Here is a 22,977-nt window from a genome sequence, read left to right on the forward strand (position 1 = left end):
AACCGGCCTGCGACTCGTCGTCCGCGCGGTCGCGCTTGTCCCGGAATCTCAAATCAGATTAACGATTCAACGCAGACGGACAGCAATCCATTAACCAGTCTTAAATTAACTCGCTGGCAGGTTTAACGGCGAGCTTCGGGGCGGATTCCGAGAATCCGAGGGCTGAGCGGGGACGCAGTAGGAGAGCAGAATGCGCGTACTGTTGATCGAGGACGACAGCGCCACCGCACAAAGCATCGAACTGATGCTGAAGTCGGAAGGGTTCAACGTCTATACGACGGACCTGGGCGAAGAGGGCGTCGACCTCGGCAAGATCTACGATTACGACCTGATCCTGCTGGACCTGAACCTGCCGGACATGAGCGGCATGGACGTTCTGCGCACCCTGCGCGTCGGCAAGATCAACACGCCGATCATGATCCTGTCCGGCACGGCCGAGATCGACACGAAGGTGAAGACCTTCTCCGGCGGCGCCGACGACTACATGACTAAGCCGTTCCACAAGGACGAGCTGGTCGCCCGCATCCACGCCGTGGTCCGCCGCTCCAAGGGCCACGCGCAGTCGGTCATCAAGACCGGCGACATCACCGTCAACCTGGACGCCAAGACCGTGGAAGTGAACGGCATCCGCGTCCACCTGACGGGCAAGGAATACCAGATGCTGGAGCTTCTCTCCCTGCGGAAGGGCACGACCCTCACCAAGGAGATGTTCCTGAACCACCTGTACGGCGGCATGGACGAGCCCGAGCTGAAGATCATCGACGTCTTCATCTGCAAGCTGCGCAAGAAGCTGGCCGCCGCCGCCGACGGCAAGCACCACATCGAAACCGTCTGGGGCCGCGGCTACGTGCTGCGCGACCCGCAGGAGGCCCAGGTCGCAGCGTAAAACGCGGCCTGATCATCGAGGAGAGTGGGACGCCCGCCGGTTCGCCGGCGGGCGTTTTCATTTGCGGCCCGCCCCGCTAGCGTCGCCGCAAACAGGACCGCCTGGGGAGGACGGCCATGGGACGACTGATGGCGCTGCTGGCTGCGCTGATCGCGGCGGCGCTGCTGGCATGGGCGAACGAGCGGCCGCCCGCCCCGAAGCCCGCGTCCGCGCCCGCCGCCGAGTTCTCGGCCGAGCGCGCCATGGCCGACGTGGCCGTCATCGCCCGCGAGCCGCACCCCATGGGCACGCCGGCCAACCACCGGGTCCGTGACTACCTGCTGGCGCGGATGACCGCGCTCGGCCTCTCGCCGCAGGTCCGCCGCGGCGACGCGCTCAACCACCGCATGGTCGGCGGCGACCTGATGGCCGCGGGCGGCTCGGTGGAGAACATCGTGGGCGTCCTGCCCGGCCGCGACCGCAGCCTGCCGGCCGTGGCGCTGATGGCGCACTACGACAGCGTGCCGGGCTCCCCCGGCGCCGCCGACGACGCCTCCGGAGTCGCCGCCGCGCTCGAGATCGTCCGCGCCATCCGCGCCCAGGGCGAGCCGGTGCGCGACGTCATGCTGGTGATCACCGACGGCGAGGAGAGCGGCCTGCTCGGCGCGCGGGCCTTCTTCCAGCGCGACCCGCTGGCGAAGCGCGTCGGACTGGTGCTGAACATGGAGAGCCGCGGCATGTCCGGCCGCGTGCAGATGTTCCAGACAAGCGCGAACAACGGCGAGCTGATCGACCTGCTGCGCCGCAGCGCTGAGCGGCCAGCGTCCTCCTCGCTCTCGGTCTCCGTCTACAAGAGGATGCCAAACGGCACGGACCTGACGGAGTCAAACGCCGCCGGGGTCGCAGGCTTGAACTACGCCTTCGTGGGCCGCCAGTTCGATTATCACTCGCCCACCGCCACGCCCGCTAACCTCGACCGGGGCACGCTCCAGGACCTGGGCGCCCAGGTCCTGTCCACCGGCCGGGCCGCGGCCTTCGCCCCCACCCTCCCCGCCCAGGCGCCCGACGCCGTCTACAGCCATCTGTTCGGCGACGTGCTGGTGGCCTACCCCGCCGCCGTCGGCTGGCTGGTGCTGGCCGCCGCCCTGGCGCTCGCCGCCCTCGGGGTGGCCCGCGCCCGGCGGATCGAGGCCTTCCCCTGGCTCGACGTCGCCCGCGGCGGCGGCGCGACGCTCTCGGCAGTGCTGGGCGCCGCCGCGCTGCTGCACTTCGCGCGCCGGGCCACCGGGGCGGAGTTCGGCTTCATGGAGCAGCGCGTCCTGCTGGCCCAGGTCACCCGCTGGGAGACCGCGGTCGCCCTGATCGGGCTCGGGTTCCTGCTGTGGTCGGCGTGCGAGCTCGCCCGCGGCCGGCGGAAGATCGCCATCGCGCCCCTCGCCGCCGGCATCGCGAGCTCCCTCTTCGGCGGCTTCGACGCCGTGGGCCTCGGCCTCGGCGTCGCCGCCGCGGCGCTGATCGTGGTCAGCTACGGCCGCCCAGTCAGCCGACCCGGCGCCTGGACGGGCGTCCTGGCCGTCAGCTTCGTGGCCGCGATCGCCGCCCAAGCCCTCGCGCCGGCCACCGCCTACGCCTTCGCCTGGCCCCTGCTGCTGGCCGGGGTCGGCGCGGCGGGCACGGCCATGGGGGCGAGCCGCGGGGCGGCCGCCTACGTCCTGCTGGCGCTGCTCGCCGCCGTGGGCCTCGCCTGGATCGCCGGCCTCGCCCACCTGCTGTTCCTCAGCCTCGACATGCCCGAGCTGCTGGCTGCGCCGCTCTGGCTGGCCGCCATCCTGGTCTGGCCGCTCGCCCAGACGGAGGAAGGCGCGCCGCCCGCCCGGCTGGTGGGGCCGGTGGCGCTCGCGGTCGGCCTGCTGGTTCTGGTGGCCGTCCGCCTCGACCCGCCCTGGAGCGCCCGCCACCCAGAGGCGACCCAGGTCTTCTACCATCTGGACCAGGACGCCGGCCGCGGCTGGCGGGTGGCCTTCGCGCGCACGCCCTGGGTCGACCGGACGCTCACCGCCGACGGCGGGACCATCGCCCAGCGAGACCACTGGCTGTTCCGCGACCGGCACGCCGCCGCCCAGGCGCCGGCGGCGCCGCTCGGCCGCGCCGACGTGACCCTCGCCCGCCAGCCGGACGGCGGACTGCGCCTGACCGTGACGCCGCCGCCTGGCGCGCGCCAGCTGCGGCTGCGGCTGAAGCCCTCCACGCCCGTGCGCCTCGTCCAGGCCGGCCAGGTCCCCACGGCCGTGGACCTGCCGCCGGGGCGCTGGGCGCGACTAAACTGGGAAGGCGCCCCGCAAGGGGTCGTGCTCGTGCTGCGGCCGGCCGGCCCCGGCGCGCTCGACGTCCGCTACTCGGCCGACATTCCCGGCTGGCCGGCGAGCCTCGCGCCGCTCGGGCCGCGGCCCGAGACGGAGATGGTCTTCGACACCTCGGACTCGGCCATCGTCACCGGAACGCGACGCCTGGCTTGGTGAACGGCGCGGCAGCGGCTAAGGGGTGGCCCCCATGAGCGATGTCGTGATCTACCACAACCCCGCCTGCGGGACCTCGCGCAACACCCTGGCCCTCCTGCGGGAGAAGGGGATCGAACCCGAGGTCGTCGAATACCTGAAGACCGGCTGGACGCGCGAGCAGCTCGAAGGCCTCCTGAAGACGATGGACGTCTCGGCGCACGACATCCTGCGGGTGAAGGGCACCAAGGCCGACGAACTCGGCCTCAGCGACCCGGCCGCCTCGGACGAGGCGCTGATCGCCGCCATGATCGTCGACCCGATCCTGGTGAATCGCCCTATCGTGGTGACCCCCAAGGGCGCGGCCCTGTGCCGGCCTGCGGAACTCGTTCTGGGACTGCTCTAGTAAGACCGTGACAAAACGACCGGGAGCGGCGCACGCCGACATCGGTCATGTTCCTGGCCGCCTGGGGAGGCGGCGGAAAATCGGCTTGGCCGTGGCGATGCCTTAACCCTGCATCGCCTAGTACGGGGGCGTGATGCACGAGTTCGACCCACGACAGTCGTCATTCCGGATCGCGCCTCAGATGGCGGCCGGCACCGCGGCGGTGATGGCGCTGTTCGTCGCCTGGAAGGTGATGGACGGCCCGGCCAAGCCGGATGCGCCGCCCCCGCTGAGCCCGTCGGCGGTGCTCGCCCTGCAGCACGCCGCCTTCACCGGCGCCGAGGCCCAGCCCGGCTTCGGCCGCCCGGAGACCGTCGAGGTCCAGGTCCGCCGCGGCGAGACCCTGGAGGGCGCCGTGGCCCGCGCCGGCGTGGCCCCGGACGAGGCGCGCCGCGCCGTCGAGACCCTCGGCCAGGCGATGGACACCACCCGCATCCGCGCAGGCCTCGCCTTCGAGGCCGCCGTCGCCAAGCCCCGCGAAGAGCGCGGCCCGGCCCGGCTGATCGGGCTTTCCATGCGCACCGGCCCGGCCAGCACGCTGACCCTCTCGCGCACCTTCGACGGCGCGATGCGCCTGCGCGAGCTGGACGAGCAGATCCGCGCCGAGACCACCGTCGCCGACGGCGAGATCCACGGCTCGCTCTACGAGAGCGCCGCGCGCATGGGCGCCACGCCGGCCATCACCGCCCAGGTGGTCAAGCTGTTCGCCCACAAGCTGGACTTCCAGCGCGACATCAAGGCTGGCGACGAATTCAAGCTGGTGTTCGGCCGGCAGGTCACCGAGAGCGGCCGCACCATCGAGACCGGCGAGCTCGAGTTTGCCGAGCTGAAGGGCGTCCGCTTCTACCGCTTCGAGCGCTCGGACGGCCAGGTCGAGTACTTCGACGAGTCCGGCAAGAACATCCGCGGCTTCCTGCTGCGCACCCCCGTGGACGGCGCGCGGATGACCTCGCGCTTCGGCCTGCGCCGCCACCCGGTGCTGGGCTACGCCCGCGCCCACCAGGGCGTCGACTTCGGGGCCGGCCACGGCACCCCGATCCTCGCCGCCGGCGACGGCGTGGTCAGCCGGGCCAGCCGCTGGGGCGGCTACGGCAACTGGCTGCAGATCAAGCACTCCGGCGGCTGGTCCACCGGCTACGCCCACCTGTCGCGCTACGCCAAGGGCGTGAAGCCCGGCGCCCGTGTGCGCCAGGGCCAGGTGGTCGGCTACGTCGGCACCACCGGCCTCTCCACGGGGCCGCACCTGCACTACGAAGTCTGGCTGAACGGCCAACGCGTGAACCCGGTGGGCGCGAAGGTGCCGCAGGGCACGGTGCTGGCCGGCGCGGAGCTCGCCCGCTTCCGGGCGAACAAGGCCCGCATCGACGGCCTGCTGGCCGCCGCGCCGCAGACCCGGCAACTGGCGGACGCTTCCGCCGCCCAGGGCCGCCTGGCCCGCTAGGCCGCCCTTCCTGGGGCTTGACCGGCGTCAAGGCGGGCTTCGGCCCGCCGGCGCTTCATGGCGCCATGCGCGCCGCGGTCCTGGCCCTCGCCCTCCTCTCGCTTCCCGCCCTGGCCGCGGCCGCGGAGCCCGACGCCTCGCGCGAGCGCGGCCGCACCCTGGTCCAGCGTCACTGCGCCGGCTGCCATGCCGTCGGCCCGCAGGGCCGCAGCCCGAACCCGGCCGCCCCGCCGTTCCGCGAGCTGCACAAGCGCTATCCGGTCGAGAACCTGGCCGAGGCGCTGGCGGAGGGCATCATCGTCGGCCATCCGGCCATGCCGGAGATGCGCTTCCCGCCGGCCGACGTGAACGCGGTGATCCGTTACCTGAAATCGGTGCAGGCGAAGCAGGCGGCGAGCCTCGAGCTGCCGCCCGACGACCTGCGCTAGGCGCGGCGGCGCGCCGCCACGGGCGCGTCCGGGACCGCCTCGGGTTTCGGCCGGGCCGCGAGCGCGGCGGCCGCGCCCGGGACGTCGCCCTTGTAGAAGACTGGGATCGCGAAGCTCCAGACCAGCACCAGCAGGGTGGCCGGCAGCGGGTCCCAGATGCCCATGACCAGGTCGAAGACATCGCCGAAGGCATAGACCCAGATCAGGAAGGACACCGCCGAGATGCCGACCGCGCCCCACTGCGGGCGCTCGTCCTCCTTGGTCGCCCAGGCGCGCACCGACAGCAGGGCGAAGAAACAGATGGCCGTCCAGCCGACCCAGGCCACGCTCTCGTTGGGGCCGAGCGTGTTGGGCGTCAGCCCGTCGGGGCCGGGCGAATGAAAGTCGATGTAGCGGGTCTGGATCGCCGACTTGCCGCCCAGGTACAGGGCGATGATCTCGGTCGGGATCAGCTTGACCAGCCGTTCCAGGTATTCGCTCGGCGGCCGTTGCGGTTCGCCCGCAACAGGCTGCGCCATGCCGCCGGGTCCAGCCCGTCGAATTCTCAGAACACCGGCCATTCTTCCGCCCCGCAAAGTCGCGCCGACCTGGGCCGGCGCACGATCGCGCAGGGAGACTAGCTTGGCCTTAGTAAACGAATGGCGACCACGGTTACGTTAACAGCGGTCGCCCTTCGCCTCAGGCGTCGAAGACGATGACCGAGCGGGCGATCGAGCCGGTCTTCATCTCCTCGAACGCGTCGTTGACCTGCTCCAGCTTCAGCCGGCGCGAGATCATGTCGTCGAGCTTCAGCTTGCCGGCCATGTACATGTCGCAGAGCCTGGGCATGTCCACGGGGAAGCGGTTGGAGCCCATCATCGAGCCCTGGATGCGCTTCTCGCCCAGGAAGGCCGCGCCCATCAGGTTCACCGTCTGGCCGACCGGGATCATGCCGATGATGTTGGCGGTACCGCCGCGGCGCAGCATGTTGAACGCCTGCTCGGCGGTCTTCGACATGCCCAGCGCCTCGAACGAGTGCTGCACCCCGCCCTTGGTCATTTCGATCACCGTCTTCACGGGATCGACCTCCGCGGCGTTGACGAAGTCGGTGGCGCCGAACGCGCGGGCGAAGTTCTCCTTACCGGGCACCACGTCGATGGCGATGATCCGGCCCGCGCCGGCAATCGCCGCGCCATTGATCGCCGAGAGGCCGACGCCGCCGCAGCCGATCACCGCCACGGTGTCGCCCGGCCGGACGTTGGAGGTGTGCATCACCGCGCCCACGCCGGTCATCACCGAGCAGCCGATCAGGGCGGCGCGGTCCAACGGCATGTCCGGGCGGATCGCCACGCAGGCGTGCTCGTGCACCAGCATCTGCTCGGCGAAGGACGACAGGTTCAGGTACTGCATCATCGGCCCGTTGGCCGTGGTCAGGCGCGGCTCGTCGTCCGGGCCGCGCTTGGTGTCGGGGCTGACGCACAGGCTCATGTGCCCGGTCAGGCAGTGCTCGCAGTGGCCGCAGAAGGCCGAGAGGCAGGTGATCACGTGGTCGCCCGGCTTCACCGTGCGGACTTCCGAGCCGACCTGCTCGACGATCCCGGCGCTCTCGTGGCCCAGCACCGCCGGCAGCGGGTGCGGGTAGGAGCCTTCGATGAAGTGCAGGTCCGAGTGGCAGACCCCGGCCGCGGCGGTGCGGATCAGGACCTCGTGCGGGCCCGGCTTGTTGATCTGCACGTCCTCGATCGAGAGCGGCTTGCGCACTTCGCGCAGAACGGCGGCCTTCATGGCGGATCTCCCCTGGCAATGACCGCTCTCGCCGCGGCCTCTTCCGGAAGACTTATCGCCGTTCAGAAGCGGGGGCCAAGGCCTTTTCGGAAAACGCCTCGACAGCGGCCGCTTCGCCCCGCATGACAGGGTTCCCATGGCCGCCCGGGACGTGATGGACGAGACGCAGCCGCAGCGCGCCGCGGCGTGGGAGGTGTTCCTGGCCTTCCTGCACCAGGGGCTCACCGCCTTCGGCGGCCCGGTGGCGCACATCGGCTATTTCCGCCGCGAGTTCGTGGAGCGGCGGGGCTGGGTCTCCGAGGCCGCCTTCGCCGACCTGCTGGCGCTCTGCCAGTTCCTGCCCGGTCCGGCCTCCAGCCAGCTCGGCATGGCCATCGGCCTGCGCCGCGCTGGCCTGCTGGGCGCGCTCTGCGCCTGGATCGGCTTCACCCTGCCGGCCGCCATGGCGATCACCGCGCTCGCCTACGCCGCCCCCGCGCTCAGCGGCGCCCTGGGCGGGGGCTGGCTGCACGGTCTGAAGATCGCCGCGGCCGCGGTGGTGCTGCAGGCCCTGACCGTCATGGCCCGCACGCTCGCGGTCGGCCCGATCCGCGCCGGCATGGCCATCGGGGCCGCCGCCGGCCTGATCGTCGCCGGCGGGCCGGTCTCGCAGATCTGCGCGCTGGTGGCCGGCGCCGCCTTTGGCTTCGCCTTCCTGAAGTCGGACGCGCCGCCGGAGCCGGAGGCGCTGGCCGCAGGCCCACGCGACCTGCGGCTCGCCGCCGGCGCCATCGCGCTCTTCGCCTTCCTTCTCGCCGGCCTGCCGTTCCTCGCGCAGGTGCTGCAGAGCCCGCTCGCCGGCCTGGCCAGCGTCTTCTACCGCACCGGCGCCCTGGTGTTCGGCGGCGGCCACGTGGTCCTGCCGCTGCTCGAGACCGAGATCGTCGGCCGCGGCTGGCTGGACGCCGACACCTTCCTGGCCGGCTACGGCGCCATGCAGGCCTTGCCCGGCCCGCTGTTCGCCTTCGCGGGCTTCGTCGGCGCGGCCCAGGGCGTGGCCCCCGGGGGCTGGCTGGGCGCGCTGGTCGCCATCGTCTCGATCTTCCTGCCGAGCCTGCTGCTGGTCCTGGGCGTCCTGCCTTTCTGGGACGATCTGCGGCGGCTGCCCGGCGCGCGCGGCGCCCTGGCCGGGGTCAACGCCGTGGTGGTGGGCCTGCTGGCGGCCGCCCTGTGGGATCCGGTCCTCACCCACGCCATCGTGCGCTGGAGCGACGGGGCGCTGCTCGCGGCGGCCTACATCTTCCTGACCATCGCCCGCTTCCCGCCCTGGCTGGTGGTGGTCGGCTTCGCCGCCGCCACTGGGCTCTGGAGCGGCTGAGCCCTAGGCGACCTGCTGGCGGGCTGCGGCGGCCTGCGGCAGGGCGAAGCCGGCCTGCGGGCGCGGGATCCGGAGCTGCGGCAGCTTCGGCAGCCGGAAGGTCCAGGTCTTCTTCTGCGGGATGCAGGCCTCGATGGCGGCGACCAGCTCCTCCGCCGGGCCGTCGTTCAGGAAATGGTTGGCTCCGTCGGCGCGGACGAAGTTGATTGGCCGGCGGGTCTTCACCTCGCGGGCCAGCCGCTCGGCCACCTCGATGGGGGCGAAGTCGTCCTTGTCGCCGTGGATCATGTGCACCGGGATGCGGAGGCGCTCCAGCGCGCGCCGGGCGTGGACGAGCTGCGGCCGCTGGCCGGAGGCCTCCATCACCGCGTGGCGCAGGTCCTTGGGGATCACCTTCAGCGCCTTGGCGCCGGTGTCCAGCAGCCAGCGTGCGGTTGGGCCCGTCTCGCCGAAGAAGCCCGACAGCAGCACCAGCCCGTCGACCCGGCCCGGGTTGTTGTCGGCCATGATGGAGGCGATGGCCGCGCCGTAGCTCTGGCCCACCAGCAGCACCTTCTGGCCCGGAGCGGCGCGCAGCAGCGGCGCCAGAGCCTCGGCCTGAGTGCGGATGTCGGTCACCGCGTGCGCCGGCTCCGAGGCGGCGTAGCCCGGCCGGTCGACCACCACCATCTCTCGGTCCTGCGGCAGGGCGGCCATGGTCTCGGCCCAGTACTCGGCCCACGACGGCGCGCCGGTGATCACCACGATCTTCCAGGGGGCCGGAGTCTCGCGCGGCGTCTCAAGGGCGGAGATCTTCCAGCCGTGGCCGCCGCCGGCATAGAAGCTCGTGCGTCGGATCACGGTGTCCGGATAGTCGGCCGACGTCGGCGCGTGCTCCGTGCGCCCCGTCGCGGCGCATTCGATGCACGCCCAGCCCATGGCGAGCACACCCTTCGGCCGTTTCCGCGGCACGTTCGCACTCTCCTCAGATCACCAAACTCACCTGGAGCAGCAAACGCATCTTTCAAGCCTTGGTTCGCCGTGGCGCCGCTTCAAATGACGTCCCGGTTTCCGGCTGTGGCCGCGGCGCCAGCCGGCCGGCGTAGGCGAACAGCACGCCTGCCAGGGGATAGGCCGTCAGCACCCGGAAGCGGTAGCTCCCGCCGGCCTCGAAGGCGCGCGCCCGGATGCGGGGCGCAAGCATCCGGGGCAGCGGCAGCGGTCCGAGCCGCCAGGCCACGAACCGCCAGCGGAACCCGTTCTCCCGCGGATCCGCCTCGAAGCGGAAGGTCACGGGACCAAAGCGCTCCTCGAACCGACCGTCCCCGCCCGTCGCCGTCAGCCGAGAGCTGAACCGTCGGCGCCCGAAGCTCCGCGTCCAGGTCTCGCCCTGTGCGTCCGCGGCGATCCGCACCGACAGCCCGGGATAGACGCCCGGCTGCGGCAGCCGAAGCAGGGCTCGGGCCAATCGCGCGGGCGGCGTCCGCGCGCCCCGCGCCCGACCACGGCCTTCGAATGCGCCCCCGCCCGCCGCGTGCGCCGCGGCGACGCTCGGCGGCAGGGCCGCGAACGCCTCCCCCAGGGCCCGCGGGAACAGCCCCTCGGCCTCGGCCCAGGCTTCCACCCGCGTGCGGATCGGCAGGCCGCCGAGCTCGGCCATGATCTGGTCGAGGTCGAGCAGGCCGACGCAGGCCTGCGCGCCGCGCGCCGCGATCCGCCCGTCCTTCAGCCCGCGCAGCAGGGCGGCGGCGGCCGCCACCGGCGTGCTCGGCCCGGCGTTCGCCTCCGCCGCCAGCGACCAGCGCGCCCGGCGCGGCCCGCCTTGGGCGCCTTCGCCGGCCGCGGCGACTACCATGCCGCCCCGGTCCGATCCGAGCCGCTCCACGAGCCCGGCGGCGCCCCGCAGCGCCGGCGCCAGCGGCCGCAGGTCCCGCACCAGCCCAAGCCGCACCGGCCAGCCGAGCAGCCACAGGCCGAAATGCAGCGGCGCGAGTTCCAGCCCCGCCAGGAACAGCGCCTCGCGGCGCACCGCGAACCGCTGCGGGATCAGGTCGAGGTCCGGGGTCTCGCAGAGCGAGGCCCAGCGGTCGCCCAGGCCTGGAAAGGCCACGCGGCGCGGCCGGCTCCAGCCGGGCTGCGTCGTCCAGCGCCCGGCCTCGAACACCCGCACCGGCCGGCCCACGTAGGAGAGGATCGCCTGCACCACGGAGAGCCCGCGCGGCGCGCGCGCCCCCGGCGAGATCGCGACCGTGACCGCGTCCACCGCCCGCCAGCCTCGGGTGATCGCCGCCAGGGCGGCGTTGGAGAGCGCCGGCGTCGAGCTCGCCCCGGTGACCGCCAGCACGCCCGCCGCCTTGGCCTCGGCGTCCAGCGCGGCCGGGAACGCCGCCACGAAGTCACGCCCGTCGGCGATGTCCACGTAGTGCGCGCCGGCCGCGACCGCCGCGCGGGCCAGCGCGAGGTCGCTCGCCTGAAACGGGCCCGCCGCATCCACCACGGCCCAGGGCCGCAGCCCCGCCAGTCCGGCGGGATCGGCGCGGTCGAACACCGCCGTCTCCGCCGCTCCGATCTCGGCGCGCAGGTTTTCGAGCGCGGCCCGGCTGCGGGCGGCCAGCACCAGCTCCACGTCGTCCCACCGGGCCAGCAACCGCGCCAGGCGCTCGCCGAACGCGCCGGTGGCGCCGACCAGGACGATCCGGCGGGTCACACCCAGCCCGGCGGCGGGTCGAGCACGAACCGCGCCCGCACCTGCGGCGTCGGGACCATGCAGGCGTCCTTCCTCCCCATCAGCCGGTAGCGGTTGCGCGCCAGCAGGCCGTAGGCGGCGTCACGGGCCCGGCGCGGCACGATCCGCAGCACGCCGGCGAAGCTCCACGGCGGCCCCAGACGTCGAGCCAGGGCGAGCACCGCCTCGGAGGCCTCGAGCGGCCGGCCGCGGTCGAAGAACAGGAAGCTGTCGGGGTTCTCGAGGTCGAGGCCGTAGCGGGCCGCGATGGCCCGGCCGAACGGCGACTGCAGCGGGGTGAACCGGATCTCGCCCTTGCGGTCCAGCTTCAGCGCCAGCTGCACCGAGCCCGAGCAGAAGTTGCACACGCCGTCGAACAGCCAGAGGCCATCCAGGTCCCCGGCCCCACCGTCGCTCACGCCGCCATCCGCGCCTTGAAGACCCCGTCGGGCAGCAGGGCGGCGCGGCCCGGATGGACGAAGAAGTAGTCCTTCCAGGGCAGGTCGGGCACCACGTCCGTGCGCTCCTCCAGCCGGTCGCCGTTCAGGGCGAACATCCGGTAGCCCCGGCTGCGGAACAGCTCGACCACCGCCTCCGCCGAGCCGCCGAACCTGGCCTGCAGCATGGTCGGGTGGATCTCGATCAGCACGTGCGGCCGGTCGCGGTCGAGGATGCCCAGGGCGCCTTCCAGAGCCTTCAGCTCGGCGCCCTCGATGTCCATTCGGATGAAGTCCACCTGGCTGACGCCGTGCTCGGCGCACCAGCCGTCGAGGGTGACCACCGGCGTCGGCTGAAGGTCCGCGCCGCGGTCCTGCAGGTCGGGCCTGGCGGGGCCTTCCGGCGCCGCCTCGGCCACGAAGGCGTAGGCCCGGCCCATCCGGCCGGACATCTTCTTCGGCGTGACCAGCAGGAGTTCGCCCGGCCGGTCGCCCACCGCCGCATGGACCGGCGTCACCTGGCCGGCGATCCGGTGCCAGGCCATGCAGGTCTTCAGCACCTGGAAGGTGAAGGCGCTGGGCTCGAAGGCGTAGATCCGCGCCTTGGGGGCCACCTGGGTCATGACGTAGGCGTGGCGGCCGTCGCTGGCGCCCACGTGCAGGCACACCGGCGCGCCGGACAGCAGGTCGGCCAGATAGGGTGTCTCGGGCTCGTGCTTGGCCCAGCGCAGGTTCCGCCGCCACGCCCTGAAGGCGTGACCCAGCACGCGTAGAGAAGCCATCCAAGCCCTCTTCCTGGCGCCCCCGCGCCGCTCGCCCCTCTTTACGCGGGCTCGCGCACCACCGTCATCATGTAGTTCACATCCGTGTCGGCAGACTGCGACCACCGGCCGCTGATCGGGCTGTAGGAGACGCCGAACGGCCCGTCGACGATCACCGGCTCGCCGTCCAGGAAGCCGCGCAGCTCCTCCGGCTTGAGGAACTTGCGCCAGTCGTGGGTGCCGGCCGGCAGCCAGCGCAGCACGTACTCCGCGCCCACCACCGCCAGCGCCAGCGCCTTCACCGTCCGGTTCAGGGTGGCGACGATCATCAGCCCGCCGGGCTTCAGCAGCCGCGCGCAGGACCGCAGGTATTCGCCGGGATCAGCCACATGCTCGATCACCTCCATGTTGAGGATCACGTCGAACGGCGGCTCGCCGGCCTCCAGCAGCGCTTCGGCGGTGGAGCAGCGGTAGTCGATGGAGAGCCCCTGCTCTGTCGCGTGCGTGCTGGCGGTGCCGATGTTGCGCTCCGAGGCGTCCACCGCCGTCACCTGGAAGCCCAGCCTGCACATCGGCTCAGAGAGCAGGCCGCCGCCGCAGCCGATGTCGAGCAGCCGCAGCCCCTCGAAGGGCCGGCGCTGGGCGCCGTCGCGCTGGAACCGGTAGAGCGCCTGGTCGCGGATGAAGGCCAGCCGCACCGGGTTGAACTTGTGCAGGGGCGCGAACTTTCCCTTCGGGTCCCACCATTCGGCGGCGATGCGCGAGAAGCGCTCGACCTCGGCAGGATCGATGCTCGAACGGGCGGAAGCGGGGGAAGCCATGCCCTCCATTAGCGCCGGCCGGCCTCAGGATGAAGCGATTGTGCCCGTTGCGGAGCCGAAATCCCGTCGCTAGAAGGTCCCGCTCTTTTAGAGGGGGTGGGCCTGAGCGTGTCGCGCCTGGTGATGAAATTCGGCGGCACCTCGGTGGCCGACCTGGAGCGCATCCGGCGCGTGGCGAGGCTCGTCAACGCCGAGGTGGAGGCGGGCCACAAGGTGGCCGTCGTCGTCTCCGCCATGGCCGGCAAGACCAACGAGCTGGTCGCCTGGACCGACGGCGCCGGGCCCGCCACGGGCAACCTGCCGGCCTCGGACGACGAATACGACGTGGTGGTGGCCTCGGGCGAACAGGTGACCGCCGGCCTGCTGGCCATGACGCTCCGCAACATGGGGATCATGGCTCGGTCCTGGCTGGGCTGGCAGATCCCGATCATCGCCGACGACGCCCACGGCCGCGCCCGCATCGACGACATCCCGCCCGAGAAGCTCGCCGAGGCGCTGGACGGCGGCGAGGTGGCGGTGATCGCCGGTTTCCAGGGCGTCACCCGCGACGGCCGCATCGCCACCCTCGGCCGCGGCGGCTCCGACACCAGCGCCGTGGCCATCGCCGCCGCCCTGAAGGCGGTGCGCTGCGACATCTACACCGACGTCGACGGGGTCTACACCACCGACCCGCGCATCGAGGCCAAGGCCCGCCGGCTGGGCAAGATCTCCTACGAGGAGATGCTGGAGATGGCGTCCCTGGGCGCCAAGGTGCTGCAGACCCGCAGCGTCGAGCTCGCCATGGCCCAGAACGTGCCGGTGCGGGTCCTTTCAAGTTTCGTCGAGCCGGGCGAAGCCCCCGGACAGGGCACCATCGTCTGCGACGAGGAGGAGATCGTGGAAAAGCGCATCGTGAGCGGGGTCGCCTACAGCCGCGACGAGGCGAAGATCAGCCTCTTCGGCCTGCCCGACCATCCGGGCGTGTCGTCCGAGATCTTCGGCGCCCTGGCCGACGCCAACGTCAACGTGGACATGATCGTCCAGAGCCACGCCCGCACGGCCGATACGGCGAACATGGAGTTCACCGTCGGCAAGCGCGACGCCGCCCGCGCCGTGGAGATCGTCCGCGCCGCCCAGCCGAAGATCGGCTTCGACGACGTGGCGGTGAACGAGGACGTGGCCAAGGTCTCGGTGATCGGCGTGGGCATGCGCAGCCACGCGGGCGTCGCCAAGTCGATGTTCAAGGCGTTGGCCGACAAGGGCGTGAACATCCAGGTGATCTCCACGTCCGAGATCAAGATCAGCGTGCTGATCGACGCGGCCTACACCGAGCTGGCGGTCCGCGCCCTGCACGCCGCCTACGGGCTGGACCAGCTCTAGGCCACGTCCCGCGCGGTCAGCCGGAACGCCGCCCAGGTCCCGATCAGGGCCAGCGGGATCACCGCCAGGAACACCCAGACCGACGAGGCCCGGGCGCTCTCGGCCGTCAGTCCGCCGTGCAGGCCGGCAAGGTTCGCCGCCGCGCCCGAGATCGCCGCGCCCACGGCCGCCCCGGTCTGGCGCACGGCGGTGATCGCCGAGGAACCGATGGCGCGGTCCTCGTCCGACAGCGCCGCCAGCACCCGCCGACCGAGGAAGCTCCACGAGAAGCCGAACGCCGCCCCCATCAGCGCGCCGCCGGCGAGCACGAAGGCCAGGGGCCGGTCCGCCATGGCCCAAGGCAGGACCACCAGGCTCGCCACCAGGCACAGCGCGCCGATGCGGATCCATCGCGCGTCCCAGGCGCCGCTCACGTGCGCCACGGCGAAGGCGGCCAGCGTCCAGGCCAGCGACTCGGCCCCGATCACATACCCCGCCCACAGCGGCGACAGACCCCGGAGCGCCTGCAGGATCGGCGGACCGTAGATGGCGAAGCCCATGGAGGCCGCCGTCAGCCAGAACATCGCCGCGTACCCCGAGCCCACCACCGTGCGCCAGTCGCCCGCGCCGCGCGGCAGCAGCCGCACGCGCGCGCGGCCGTCGATCCGGAACACGACGCCCAGCACCGCGAGGCCGCCGAGGATCACCGCCACCGAGAGGCCGGCGCTCGGCAGCAGGTCGGCCACGGCGATCGCCGTCACTCCCACTGCGAGCACGCCGAGCTGCAGCCACGGGATCCCCGGCCCACCCGCGCCCTTGGCCCCGCCGCCGATCAGGAACGGGGCGACCGCGCTGAACGCCGCGGCCTGGGCGGCGAACAGCCAGAAGACGTTCCGCCAGTCGCCGGTCTCGACCATGATCCCGCCCACCAGGGGCCCGAGCAGGGTGGCCACGCCCCAGACGCCGGAGACCGAGGCGAAGACCCGCGCCAGGTGCCGCTCCGGAAACAGCAGCGCGATCGCCACCATGGCGAAGCCGGAGATCCAGCCGCTTCCCAGCCCCTGCACCAGCCGCCCCCACAGGAAGAGGTCGACGCTGGGGGCGAGCGCGCTCATCACGCAGCCCGCGGTCATCACCACGCCGGCGAGCGCCGTGGCCAGCCGGAGGCCGAACAGCTCGGAGAGGCGCCCTGCGCTGGCCCCGGCCAGGATCGCGCCCACCAGGAAGCCGGCCGTCGCCCAGGCGAAGTACTGGTAGCCGCCGAGCTCCGCGCCGACGCTCGGCATGATGGTGGCGGTCACCAGCCCGTCGGCGGCGTTCAGCCAGACCCCCAGGCAGATCAGCGCGAACCGCGGCAGCCGCCCTTCGGCCAGCAGATCGCCCCAGCTCTTGTCCTTGTCCGCCGCCGTCGTCACGCGGCGCTTCTGCATCGCTCCGCCCGCGAAATCCAGCCACCGCCGGCTCCGGCGCGAGACCCGGGTCACAGCCGCCGCTTTGAGCACGCGGCGTTAAGCAATGCGCCACACGCTCGCCATGCTCGCCGCCCAGGCAGGCGCGCAATCGACGCAGAGGCCCTCTTTCCGTCTCCGACGAGACACGTAAAGCTGTTAGGGACCTGACGTCAGGGAACGGGAGGACGGACGCCGAACGATGGCGATTCCAGGCGTAGCCATACGGGGTCAGCGCAGTCTGCTGCGGCAGATCCGGGAGTCGCTCGCCGGCGGCGGCCCCGCCCAGGCGCGCCTGGACATGGTGGTGCGGATCATCGCCCGCTCCATGGTCGCCGAGGTCTGCTCTCTCTACCTCCGCCGCGCGGCCGGCGAGATGGAGCTGTTCGCCACCGAGGGCCTCGATCCCGGCGCCGTCCACGTCACCCGAATGAAGCCGGGCGAGGGCCTGGTGGGCGAGATCATGCGACTCGGCCGTCCGCTGAATCTCGCGGATGCGCCCGAGCACCCGGCCTTCTCCTACCGTCCGGAAACGGGCGAAGACCCCTACCACGCGTTCCTGGGCGTCCCCCTGCTGCGCGGCGGCCGGGCGATCGGCGTCCTCGTCGTCCAGAACCGCACCGAGCGGGTCTACACCGAGGACGAGGTCGAGGACCTGCAGATCATCGCCATGGTGCTGGCCGAGATGGTGGCCGGCGGCGAGCTGATCGCCGAGGAGGAGCTGAAGGGCGTCGAGATCGCCCCGCACCGGCCCGAGCGGCTGAAGGGCTCCAAGTTCGCCGACGGCCTGGCCTACGGCGTCGCCGTGCTGCACGAGCCGCCGGTGGCGCCCTCCCAGCTCCTCTCCGACGACGTGGTCGCCGAGGAGGCCCGGCTGAAGGCCGCCATCGCCGGGCTGCAGGCCCAGATCGACGACATGCTGGAGGGGCAGCACGGCCTGGTCGAGGCCTCCTACGAGGTGCTCGAGACCTACCGCATGTTCGCTCACGACCGCGGCTGGAACCGCAGCCTTGAAGACGCGGTGCGCAACGGCCTCACCGCCGAGGCCGCGGTGGAGCGGGTGCGCTCCGAGCACCGCGCGCGGCTCGGCCAGGCCCGCGACCCCTACCTACGAGAGCGGCTGCACGACCTCGAGGACCTCAACGACCGGCTGCTGCGCCACCTGTCCGGCGACGGCCACGTGGCCCGCGAGCTGCCCGACAACGCCATCCTGATCGCGCGCAACCTCGGCCCCGCCGACCTGCTGGAGTACGACCGCAAGAAGCTGCGCGGCCTGCTGCTCGAGGAGGGCTCCACCGCCAGTCACGCGGCGATCATCGCCCGCTCGCTCGACATCCCCTGCGTCGGGCGGCTGCACGGCCTGCGCGACAAGGTGAACGAGGGCGACCCGGTCATCGTCGACGCCGAAACCGGCGAGGCCTACCTGCGCCCGCGGCCCGACGTGGTGAAGGCCATCCAGGCGCGGATCGACGTGCGCCGGCAGCGCCGCGCCGAGTTCGCCAAGCTGCGCGACACCCCGGCCTTCACCCGCGACGGGGCGAAGGTCACCCTGCTGATGAATGCGGGCCTGGACGTCGACCTCGACATCCTGGGCGAGACCGGGGCGGAGGGCATCGGCCTCTTCCGCACCGAGTTCCAGTTCATGGTCGCCGAGGAGATGCCGCGCTTCAACGCCCAGGCCGCGCTCTACGGCCGGGTGATGGACGCCGCCGGCGACCTGCCGGTGACCTTCCGCACCCTCGATCTCGGCGGCGACAAGGTGCTGCCGTACCTCGAGGCCGAGCGCGAGGACAACCCGGCGCTCGGCTGGCGGGCGATCCGCATGGGCCTCGACCGGCCCGCCCTGCTGCGCCTGCAGCTCCGCGCCCTGATCGCCGCCGCCCGCGGCCGGCCGCTCAGGATCATGTTCCCGCTGGTCGCCAACTGCGACGAGTTCCGCGCCGCCCGCGCGCTGGTCGACACCGAGGTCGCCTGGGCGCTGCGCCGCGGCCGCAAGGCGCCGTCCCGGCTGGACGTGGGGGCGATGATCGAGGCGCCCTCGGTGATCTGGCACCTCGACGCCCTGCTGCCGATGACCGACTTCGTCAGCGTCGGCACCAACGACCTGCTGCAGTACATGTTCGCCGCCGACCGTGGGAACCCGCGGGTGGCCGACCGCTTCGACCCGCTCTCGCCGCCGTTCCTGCGCGCGATGGAGCAGATCCAGCGGGCCTGCGCCGAGACCGGCACCCCGGTCAGCGTCTGCGGCGAGATGGCCGGCCGGCCGCTGGAGGCCTTCGCCCTGGTCGCCCTCGGTTTCGAGCGGCTGTCCATGCCGCCGGCCGGCGTCGGACCGGTGAAGCAGATGGTGCTTTCCTGCGATCGCGAGGCAGCGCGGCGCGGGGTTTCCGCGTTGTTGAAAAGCGGAGCTGGTTCCGTTCGCAACGAAATCGAAACCCTGGCGCGCAAAACCTATCTGGCGGTCTGAGGAGATCCCGACCTACGTGACCGAATACCGCATTGAGCCCCCTTCTGACGCGTGGTACGCGAGGTTCATCTTCAGAACTCTCGTGAGTCCCGGCTTCGCGCGTCGGAGCGAGGAACTCGTAGCGGCGAACGTCGCGGGATAAGGGTGGCCATGGCGTTGGATACTGGCCGCATCATCGACCTTGGAGCAGAACCTGCGAACAGCGGGGACCCTGGTCTTGTCGACACCTACACCCCCACGATCCATTCGGGCGCGAACATTGGCGACGCCCTGCGCGCCGTGCGCGAATTCAAGGGCCTGTCGCTGGACGAGCTGGCCGAACGCACCCGCGTGCGCCGCTCCTACCTGGCCGCCATCGAGGACATGCGGCTGGACCAGCTTCCGTCGCGGCCCTTCACCATCGGCTACATCCGCGCCTACGCCACCACGCTCGGGCTCGACCCCGAGGAGGCGACCTACCGCTTCAAGGCCGACGAGCCGGTGCTGGACGAGCCCCTGCGCGCGCCCGTCGGCGTGCAGGAGGACCGCGACCCGCGCCTTTCGGCCCTGATCGCCGGCGGCTGCGTGATCGTCGGCGCCATCTTCATGTGGAACATCGCCCAGCGGGCGATGATGGACGCGGCCCCGCCGCCGCCCCTGGCGCCCCAGGCCGTGGTCGCCGAGGCCCTGCTGGCCCAGAAGGACGGCCCGGTCACGCTCGGCGCGCCGCTGCCGGCTCCGGTGGAGTCCACCACGCCCGCCCTTTACGAGACGCCTGGCCTGTCGAAGGCCGGTGAGGACGGCCGCGGCAACCTCGACCCGCCCGCGATCCTCGGCGTGACCCCGGCCGACTTCGTGCCGCCGGACACCTCGCAGCTCGCGCCGGTGTTCAAGCCCGAGGGCAAGATCTACGGCGCGCCCCAGGGCCAGCCCTCCATGGTCACCCTGAAGGCCCTGCGCTCGGGCGCCCTCATCATCCGCGGCGCCGACGGCTCCGTCTACTTCGCCCGCCAGCTCGACAAGGGCGAGGCCTACCGCATCCCGGCCGTCGAGGGGCTGGCGGTGGACGTCTCAGATCCCTACGCCTTCCAGGTCTTCGCCGCCGGCCAGTCCCGCGGCTTCCTCCCCGCGGCGCTCTCATCGGCGAGCAAGCTCGGCGGCTGAGGCGCAGGTTCGGCCGCCAACCTTCGCGTCGCCCCGCTTGGGTTCTTTCCGGAAAGCCCCTATTTTCGCGCGGCCATGAGCACCCAGGACCACACCTCCGTCCGCCCCTGGCGGCAGATCCAGCGGCGCCCCTCGCGCAAGATCCGCGTGGGCCATGTGGAGGTGGGCGGCGATGCGCCCATCAGCGTCCAGTCGATGACCAACACGGTCACCGCCGACGCGGCCGCCACCATCGACCAGGTCCGGCAGCTCGAGGAGGCGGGCGCCGACATCGTGCGCGTCTCCTGCCCCGACGAGGACTCCACCGCCGCCTTCCGGCAGATCGCGAAGGCGGCGCGCGTGCCGCTCGTGGCCGACATCCACTTCCACTACCGCCGCGGCATCGAGGCGGCCGAGGCCGGCGCCGCCTGCCTGCGCATCAACCCGGGGAACATCGGCTCGCCCGACCGGGTGCGCGAGGTGATCCAGGCCGCCCGCGACAACGGCTGCTCCATGCGGATCGGCGTCAACGCCGGGTCGCTCGAACGCGACCTGCTGGAGAAGTACGGCGAGCCCTGCCCCGACGCCATGGTCGAGAGCGCGCTGAACCACGCGCGCATCCTGCAGGACCACGATTTCCACGAGTTCAAGATCAGCGTGAAGGCGTCCGACCCGTTCATGACGGTGGCCGCCTACCAGATGCTGGCGGAGGCCATCGACTGCCCGCTGCACCTGGGCGTGACCGAGGCCGGCGCCCTGCGCACCGGCACGGTCAAGTCGGCTATCGGCCTGGGCAGCCTCCTCTGGGCCGGGATCGGCGACACCATCCGCGTCAGCCTCGCCGCCGATCCGGTGGAGGAGGTGAAGGTCGGCTTCGACATCCTGAAGAGCCTCGGCCTGCGCCACCGGGGCGTGAACATCATCGCCTGCCCCTCGTGCGCGCGGCAGGGCTTCAACGTCATCCAGACGGTGGAGGCCCTGGAGCAGCGCCTGGCGCACATCTCCACCCCGCTGAGCCTGTCGATCATCGGCTGCGTGGTGAACGGCCCGGGCGAGGCGCTGATGACCGACCTCGGCTTCACCGGCGGGGGCAAGGGCTCGGGCATGGTCTATGTGGCCGGCCGCCCGGACCACAAGATGGACAACGACCGGATGGTCGACCACATCGTCGAGCTGGTCGAGGCCCGCGCCGCCGAGATCGAGGCGGCCAAGCTCACCCTCGCCGCGGCGGAATAGGTCGCGGAATCTTCAAAGTTGACGCCGGCGTCACCCTTGCGCAGCAGGCGTGGCTGCGGTTAGGTGACGCACCCAATTTTGGAGGGACACATGTCCGCTGCTGACGGCACCTGGAAGATCACCATCAACACGCCCATGGGCGCGCAGGAAGTGACGGCGACGATCACGACCAGCGGCGACACCTTCACTGGCAAGACCGAGGGCCGGATGGGCTCGCAGGAAGTCTCCGGCAAGGTGAACGGCGACACGCTCACCTGGAGCTCGGCTATCACCACCCCGATGCCGATGACCCTCGAGTTCGAGGCCAAGGTGGACGGCGACAAGATGACCGGGAACGTGAAGCTCGGCGCCTTCGGCAACGCCCCGCTCTCGGGCGTCCGCGTCTAAGCCCCGACGCCAGACATGACGAGGCCCGCCGCGGACACCGCGGCGGGCCTTTCCATTTTCAGCGCCGTCTTACTGGTTCGGCGTCACGGACTCCGCCGCGTCGCTCACCGCGCCGGCCGCGTTCGAGGCGCTATCGGCCACGCTCGAGGCCGCGCTGCTCACCGCGTCGGTGCGGATCGCGTCGTTGCGGCTCTGGCTCAGCAGGAAGAAGGCGACGATCGCCACCAGGGCCAGCACGGCGATGCCGATGATCACGCCGCCGGCGCCGGAGCCGCGGCGTTCCACGAAGGTCGTGCCGCTGTCGCGTTCGATGACGCGCTCGGTGGTCCCGTCGGGGCGCTCCGTCAGACGTTCGGTAGCCATTTGATAGTCTCCATGGGTGTCACCTTCGCCGTAACCCCAAACCGCGGTTCCGCGTTCCCGGCGGGTTTGGCATCCGCCCCCAGGGGCGCTAGAGAAGCTGCCCCTTGAAAGACCGGGACCTCTGACCGCCGTGCGACTTCCCCAGGCCAGGCTCGACCAGGTGCTCGACCGCTTCCGCGAGATCGAGGCGCGCATGGGCGCGGCGACCGACGGCGCCGAGATCGTCCGCCTGTCGAAGGAGCACGCCGAGCTGAAGCCCGTGGCCGACGCCGTCTCCGCCCTGGAGCGGGCGCGCGCCGAGCTGCCGGAGTTGGAGGCCATGGCGGCCGGCGATCCCGAGATGGCCGCCCTCGCCCGCGACGAGCTCGAGGCGCTGAAGGAGCGCCTGCCCGTCCTCGAGCACGAGGTGGCCCTGCTGCTCGCGCCCAAGGACCGCGACGAGAACGCCTCGGCCATCCTCGAAGTCCGCGCCGGCACCGGCGGCGACGAGGCCGCCCTGTTCGCCGGCGACCTGTTCCGCATGTACCAGCGCTACGCGGCCAACCGCGGCTGGCGGGTGGAGGTGGAGAGCGCCTCCGAGGGCGAGGCCGGTGGCTACAAGGAGATCATCGCCTCGATAACGGGCGAGGGCGTGTTCGGCCGGCTGAAGTTCGAGAGCGGCGTCCACCGGGTGCAGAGGGTGCCGGCCACCGAGGCGCAGGGGCGCATCCACACCTCGGCCGCCACCGTCGCCGTCCTGCCCGAGCCGGAAGACATCGAGATCGAGATCCGCGACCAGGACCTGCGGATCGACACCTACCGCTCGTCCGGGGCCGGCGGCCAGCACGTCAACAAGACCGACTCCGCCGTGCGCATCACCCACCTGCCCACCGGCATCGTGGTGACCAGCTCGGAGAAGTCGCAGCACCAGAACCGGGCCCGCGCCATGAAGGTCCTGCAGGCCCGACTATACGAACAGCAGCGCGAGGCGCTGGACTCCGCCCGGGCCGAGAGCCGCAAGAGCCAGGTGGGCTCGGGCGACCGCTCCGAGCGCATCCGCACCTACAACTTCCCGCAAGGGCGGGTCACCGACCACCGCATCAACCTCACCCTCTACAA

Annotated in this window: 21 protein-coding genes; 12 read left to right on the top strand and 9 right to left on the bottom strand. The window is 72.0% G+C overall.

All coding sequences use genetic code 11. The features are described 5' to 3' along the window. Window positions 1-190 precede the first annotated feature (190 nt). The 5 genes from ctrA (at window position 191) to ACE3Q8_RS21495 (ending at window position 5,674) form a co-directional block, all read left to right on the top strand. A complete protein-coding gene (gene ctrA, locus ACE3Q8_RS21475; protein ID WP_257816599.1) occupies window positions 191-886 on the top strand; it encodes a response regulator transcription factor CtrA in 696 nt (231 codons plus the stop codon). Between the two features lie 116 nt (window positions 887-1,002). Next, a complete protein-coding gene (locus ACE3Q8_RS21480; RefSeq protein WP_374472728.1) occupies window positions 1,003-3,384 on the top strand; it encodes a M20/M25/M40 family metallo-hydrolase in 2,382 nt (793 codons plus the stop codon). Window positions 3,385-3,415: 31 nt separating this feature from the next. Next, complete coding sequence (arsC, locus tag ACE3Q8_RS21485) at window positions 3,416-3,766, top strand: arsenate reductase (glutaredoxin) (RefSeq protein WP_374472730.1); 351 nt, start codon at window positions 3,416-3,418, stop codon at window positions 3,764-3,766. Window positions 3,767-3,899: 133 nt separating this feature from the next. Further along, window positions 3,900-5,246, top strand: a complete 1,347-nt coding sequence (locus tag ACE3Q8_RS21490) for a peptidoglycan DD-metalloendopeptidase family protein (RefSeq protein ID WP_374472732.1) — start codon at window positions 3,900-3,902, stop codon at window positions 5,244-5,246. A 65-nt stretch (window positions 5,247-5,311) separates the two neighbouring features. Further along, the gene (locus tag ACE3Q8_RS21495; RefSeq protein ID WP_374472734.1) at window positions 5,312-5,674 is read left to right on the top strand and encodes a cytochrome c; all 363 of its coding nucleotides are present in this window, start codon (window positions 5,312-5,314) and stop codon (window positions 5,672-5,674) included. Here ACE3Q8_RS21495 and ACE3Q8_RS21500 read toward each other — a convergent pair. Both ACE3Q8_RS21500 and ACE3Q8_RS21505 read right to left on the bottom strand, forming a co-directional pair. Further along, window positions 5,671-6,192: a hypothetical protein gene (locus ACE3Q8_RS21500; RefSeq protein WP_374472736.1), complete on the bottom strand. Its 522-nt coding sequence runs from the start codon at window positions 6,190-6,192 to the stop codon at window positions 5,671-5,673. The genes ACE3Q8_RS21495 and ACE3Q8_RS21500 overlap by 4 nt on opposite strands. Before the next feature lie 160 nt (window positions 6,193-6,352). Next, complete coding sequence (locus tag ACE3Q8_RS21505; protein WP_374472738.1) at window positions 6,353-7,438, bottom strand: Zn-dependent alcohol dehydrogenase; 1,086 nt, start codon at window positions 7,436-7,438, stop codon at window positions 6,353-6,355. 136 nt (window positions 7,439-7,574) lie between these two features. Between ACE3Q8_RS21505 and chrA the strand changes: the two genes are divergently transcribed. After that, the gene (chrA, locus tag ACE3Q8_RS21510; protein ID WP_374472739.1) at window positions 7,575-8,795 is read left to right on the top strand and encodes a chromate efflux transporter; all 1,221 of its coding nucleotides are present in this window, start codon (window positions 7,575-7,577) and stop codon (window positions 8,793-8,795) included. A 3-nt stretch (window positions 8,796-8,798) separates the two neighbouring features. On the opposite strand, the gene ACE3Q8_RS21515 is transcribed toward chrA, so the two are convergent. The 5 genes from ACE3Q8_RS21515 to ubiG are packed head-to-tail and all read right to left on the bottom strand — an operon-like array spanning window position 8,799 to window position 13,518. Then, window positions 8,799-9,746, bottom strand: coding sequence for an alpha/beta fold hydrolase (locus ACE3Q8_RS21515; RefSeq protein ID WP_374472741.1), 948 nt, complete (start codon window positions 9,744-9,746; stop codon window positions 8,799-8,801). Window positions 9,747-9,798: 52 nt separating this feature from the next. Continuing rightward, on the bottom strand, window positions 9,799-11,481 hold the full coding sequence (locus ACE3Q8_RS21520) for a DUF4166 domain-containing protein (RefSeq protein ID WP_374472742.1): 1,683 nt from the start codon (window positions 11,479-11,481) through the stop codon (window positions 9,799-9,801). Next, window positions 11,478-11,918, bottom strand: a complete 441-nt coding sequence (locus ACE3Q8_RS21525) for a thiol-disulfide oxidoreductase DCC family protein (protein ID WP_374472744.1) — start codon at window positions 11,916-11,918, stop codon at window positions 11,478-11,480. Before ACE3Q8_RS21525 ends, ACE3Q8_RS21520 begins: the two co-directional genes overlap by 4 nt. Continuing rightward, window positions 11,915-12,718, bottom strand: coding sequence for an FkbM family methyltransferase (locus tag ACE3Q8_RS21530; RefSeq protein WP_374472746.1), 804 nt, complete (start codon window positions 12,716-12,718; stop codon window positions 11,915-11,917). Before ACE3Q8_RS21530 ends, ACE3Q8_RS21525 begins: the two co-directional genes overlap by 4 nt. A gap of 41 nt (window positions 12,719-12,759) precedes the next feature. After that, window positions 12,760-13,518 (bottom strand): bifunctional 2-polyprenyl-6-hydroxyphenol methylase/3-demethylubiquinol 3-O-methyltransferase UbiG, encoded by a 759-nt coding sequence (gene ubiG, locus ACE3Q8_RS21535; RefSeq protein WP_374472748.1) that lies wholly within the window; start codon window positions 13,516-13,518, stop codon window positions 12,760-12,762. Window positions 13,519-13,626: 108 nt separating this feature from the next. Here ubiG and ACE3Q8_RS21540 point away from each other — a divergent pair, with 108 nt between their 5' ends. Further along, on the top strand, window positions 13,627-14,877 hold the full coding sequence (locus ACE3Q8_RS21540) for an aspartate kinase (RefSeq protein ID WP_374472761.1): 1,251 nt from the start codon (window positions 13,627-13,629) through the stop codon (window positions 14,875-14,877). Here the strand turns inward: ACE3Q8_RS21540 and ACE3Q8_RS21545 are convergent. Then, window positions 14,874-16,286, bottom strand: a complete 1,413-nt coding sequence (locus ACE3Q8_RS21545; protein ID WP_374472749.1) for an MFS transporter — start codon at window positions 16,284-16,286, stop codon at window positions 14,874-14,876. The genes ACE3Q8_RS21540 and ACE3Q8_RS21545 overlap by 4 nt on opposite strands. 220 nt (window positions 16,287-16,506) lie before the next feature. On the opposite strand from ACE3Q8_RS21545, the gene ptsP reads away from it, so the two are divergent. The 4 genes from ptsP to ACE3Q8_RS21565 all read left to right on the top strand — a co-directional run bounded on the left by ptsP (window position 16,507) and on the right by ACE3Q8_RS21565 (window position 21,516). Continuing rightward, window positions 16,507-18,771 (top strand): phosphoenolpyruvate--protein phosphotransferase, encoded by a 2,265-nt coding sequence (gene ptsP / locus ACE3Q8_RS21550; RefSeq protein WP_374472751.1) that lies wholly within the window; start codon window positions 16,507-16,509, stop codon window positions 18,769-18,771. A gap of 150 nt (window positions 18,772-18,921) precedes the next feature. Beyond that, window positions 18,922-19,914, top strand: a complete 993-nt coding sequence (locus ACE3Q8_RS21555) for a helix-turn-helix domain-containing protein (RefSeq protein WP_374472753.1) — start codon at window positions 18,922-18,924, stop codon at window positions 19,912-19,914. 75 nt (window positions 19,915-19,989) lie between these two features. Continuing rightward, a complete protein-coding gene (gene ispG / locus ACE3Q8_RS21560) occupies window positions 19,990-21,129 on the top strand; it encodes a flavodoxin-dependent (E)-4-hydroxy-3-methylbut-2-enyl-diphosphate synthase (protein ID WP_374472754.1) in 1,140 nt (379 codons plus the stop codon). A 90-nt stretch (window positions 21,130-21,219) separates the two neighbouring features. Beyond that, window positions 21,220-21,516, top strand: a complete 297-nt coding sequence (locus ACE3Q8_RS21565) for a hypothetical protein (protein WP_374472756.1) — start codon at window positions 21,220-21,222, stop codon at window positions 21,514-21,516. Between the two features lie 69 nt (window positions 21,517-21,585). On the opposite strand, the gene ACE3Q8_RS21570 is transcribed toward ACE3Q8_RS21565, so the two are convergent. Continuing rightward, window positions 21,586-21,879, bottom strand: a complete 294-nt coding sequence (locus ACE3Q8_RS21570; RefSeq protein WP_374472757.1) for a hypothetical protein — start codon at window positions 21,877-21,879, stop codon at window positions 21,586-21,588. A gap of 130 nt (window positions 21,880-22,009) precedes the next feature. Here ACE3Q8_RS21570 and prfA point away from each other — a divergent pair. Then, on the top strand, window positions 22,010-22,977 hold a 968-nt coding region (gene prfA / locus ACE3Q8_RS21575; protein ID WP_374472759.1), incomplete at its 3' end, for a peptide chain release factor 1.

The organism is Phenylobacterium sp., from assembly GCF_041913825.1.
GTDB lineage: Bacteria > Pseudomonadota > Alphaproteobacteria > Caulobacterales > Caulobacteraceae > Phenylobacterium.

Excerpts from the sequence above, each read along its gene's own strand:
- ACE3Q8_RS21495 (WP_374472734.1), top strand. The coding sequence starts at position 5,312 with ATGCGCGCCGCGGTCCTGGCCCTCGCCCTCCTCTCGCTTCCCGCCCTG.
- ACE3Q8_RS21490 (WP_374472732.1), top strand. The coding sequence starts at position 3,900 with ATGCACGAGTTCGACCCACGACAGTCGTCATTCCGGATCGCGCCTCAG.
- ACE3Q8_RS21480 (WP_374472728.1), top strand. The coding sequence starts at position 1,003 with ATGGGACGACTGATGGCGCTGCTGGCTGCGCTGATCGCGGCGGCGCTG.
- ptsP (WP_374472751.1), top strand. The coding sequence starts at position 16,507 with ATGGCGATTCCAGGCGTAGCCATACGGGGTCAGCGCAGTCTGCTGCGG.
- chrA (WP_374472739.1), top strand. The coding sequence starts at position 7,575 with ATGGCCGCCCGGGACGTGATGGACGAGACGCAGCCGCAGCGCGCCGCG.
- arsC (WP_374472730.1), top strand. The coding sequence starts at position 3,416 with ATGAGCGATGTCGTGATCTACCACAACCCCGCCTGCGGGACCTCGCGC.
- ACE3Q8_RS21570 (WP_374472757.1), bottom strand. The coding sequence starts at position 21,879 with ATGGCTACCGAACGTCTGACGGAGCGCCCCGACGGGACCACCGAGCGC.
- ispG (WP_374472754.1), top strand. The coding sequence starts at position 19,990 with ATGAGCACCCAGGACCACACCTCCGTCCGCCCCTGGCGGCAGATCCAG.
- ctrA (WP_257816599.1), top strand. The coding sequence starts at position 191 with ATGCGCGTACTGTTGATCGAGGACGACAGCGCCACCGCACAAAGCATC.
- ubiG (WP_374472748.1), bottom strand. The coding sequence starts at position 13,518 with ATGGCTTCCCCCGCTTCCGCCCGTTCGAGCATCGATCCTGCCGAGGTC.
- ACE3Q8_RS21555 (WP_374472753.1), top strand. The coding sequence starts at position 18,922 with ATGGCGTTGGATACTGGCCGCATCATCGACCTTGGAGCAGAACCTGCG.
- ACE3Q8_RS21565 (WP_374472756.1), top strand. The coding sequence starts at position 21,220 with ATGTCCGCTGCTGACGGCACCTGGAAGATCACCATCAACACGCCCATG.
- ACE3Q8_RS21505 (WP_374472738.1), bottom strand. The coding sequence starts at position 7,438 with ATGAAGGCCGCCGTTCTGCGCGAAGTGCGCAAGCCGCTCTCGATCGAG.
- ACE3Q8_RS21530 (WP_374472746.1), bottom strand. The coding sequence starts at position 12,718 with ATGGCTTCTCTACGCGTGCTGGGTCACGCCTTCAGGGCGTGGCGGCGG.
- ACE3Q8_RS21500 (WP_374472736.1), bottom strand. The coding sequence starts at position 6,192 with ATGGCGCAGCCTGTTGCGGGCGAACCGCAACGGCCGCCGAGCGAATAC.
- ACE3Q8_RS21545 (WP_374472749.1), bottom strand. The coding sequence starts at position 16,286 with ATGCAGAAGCGCCGCGTGACGACGGCGGCGGACAAGGACAAGAGCTGG.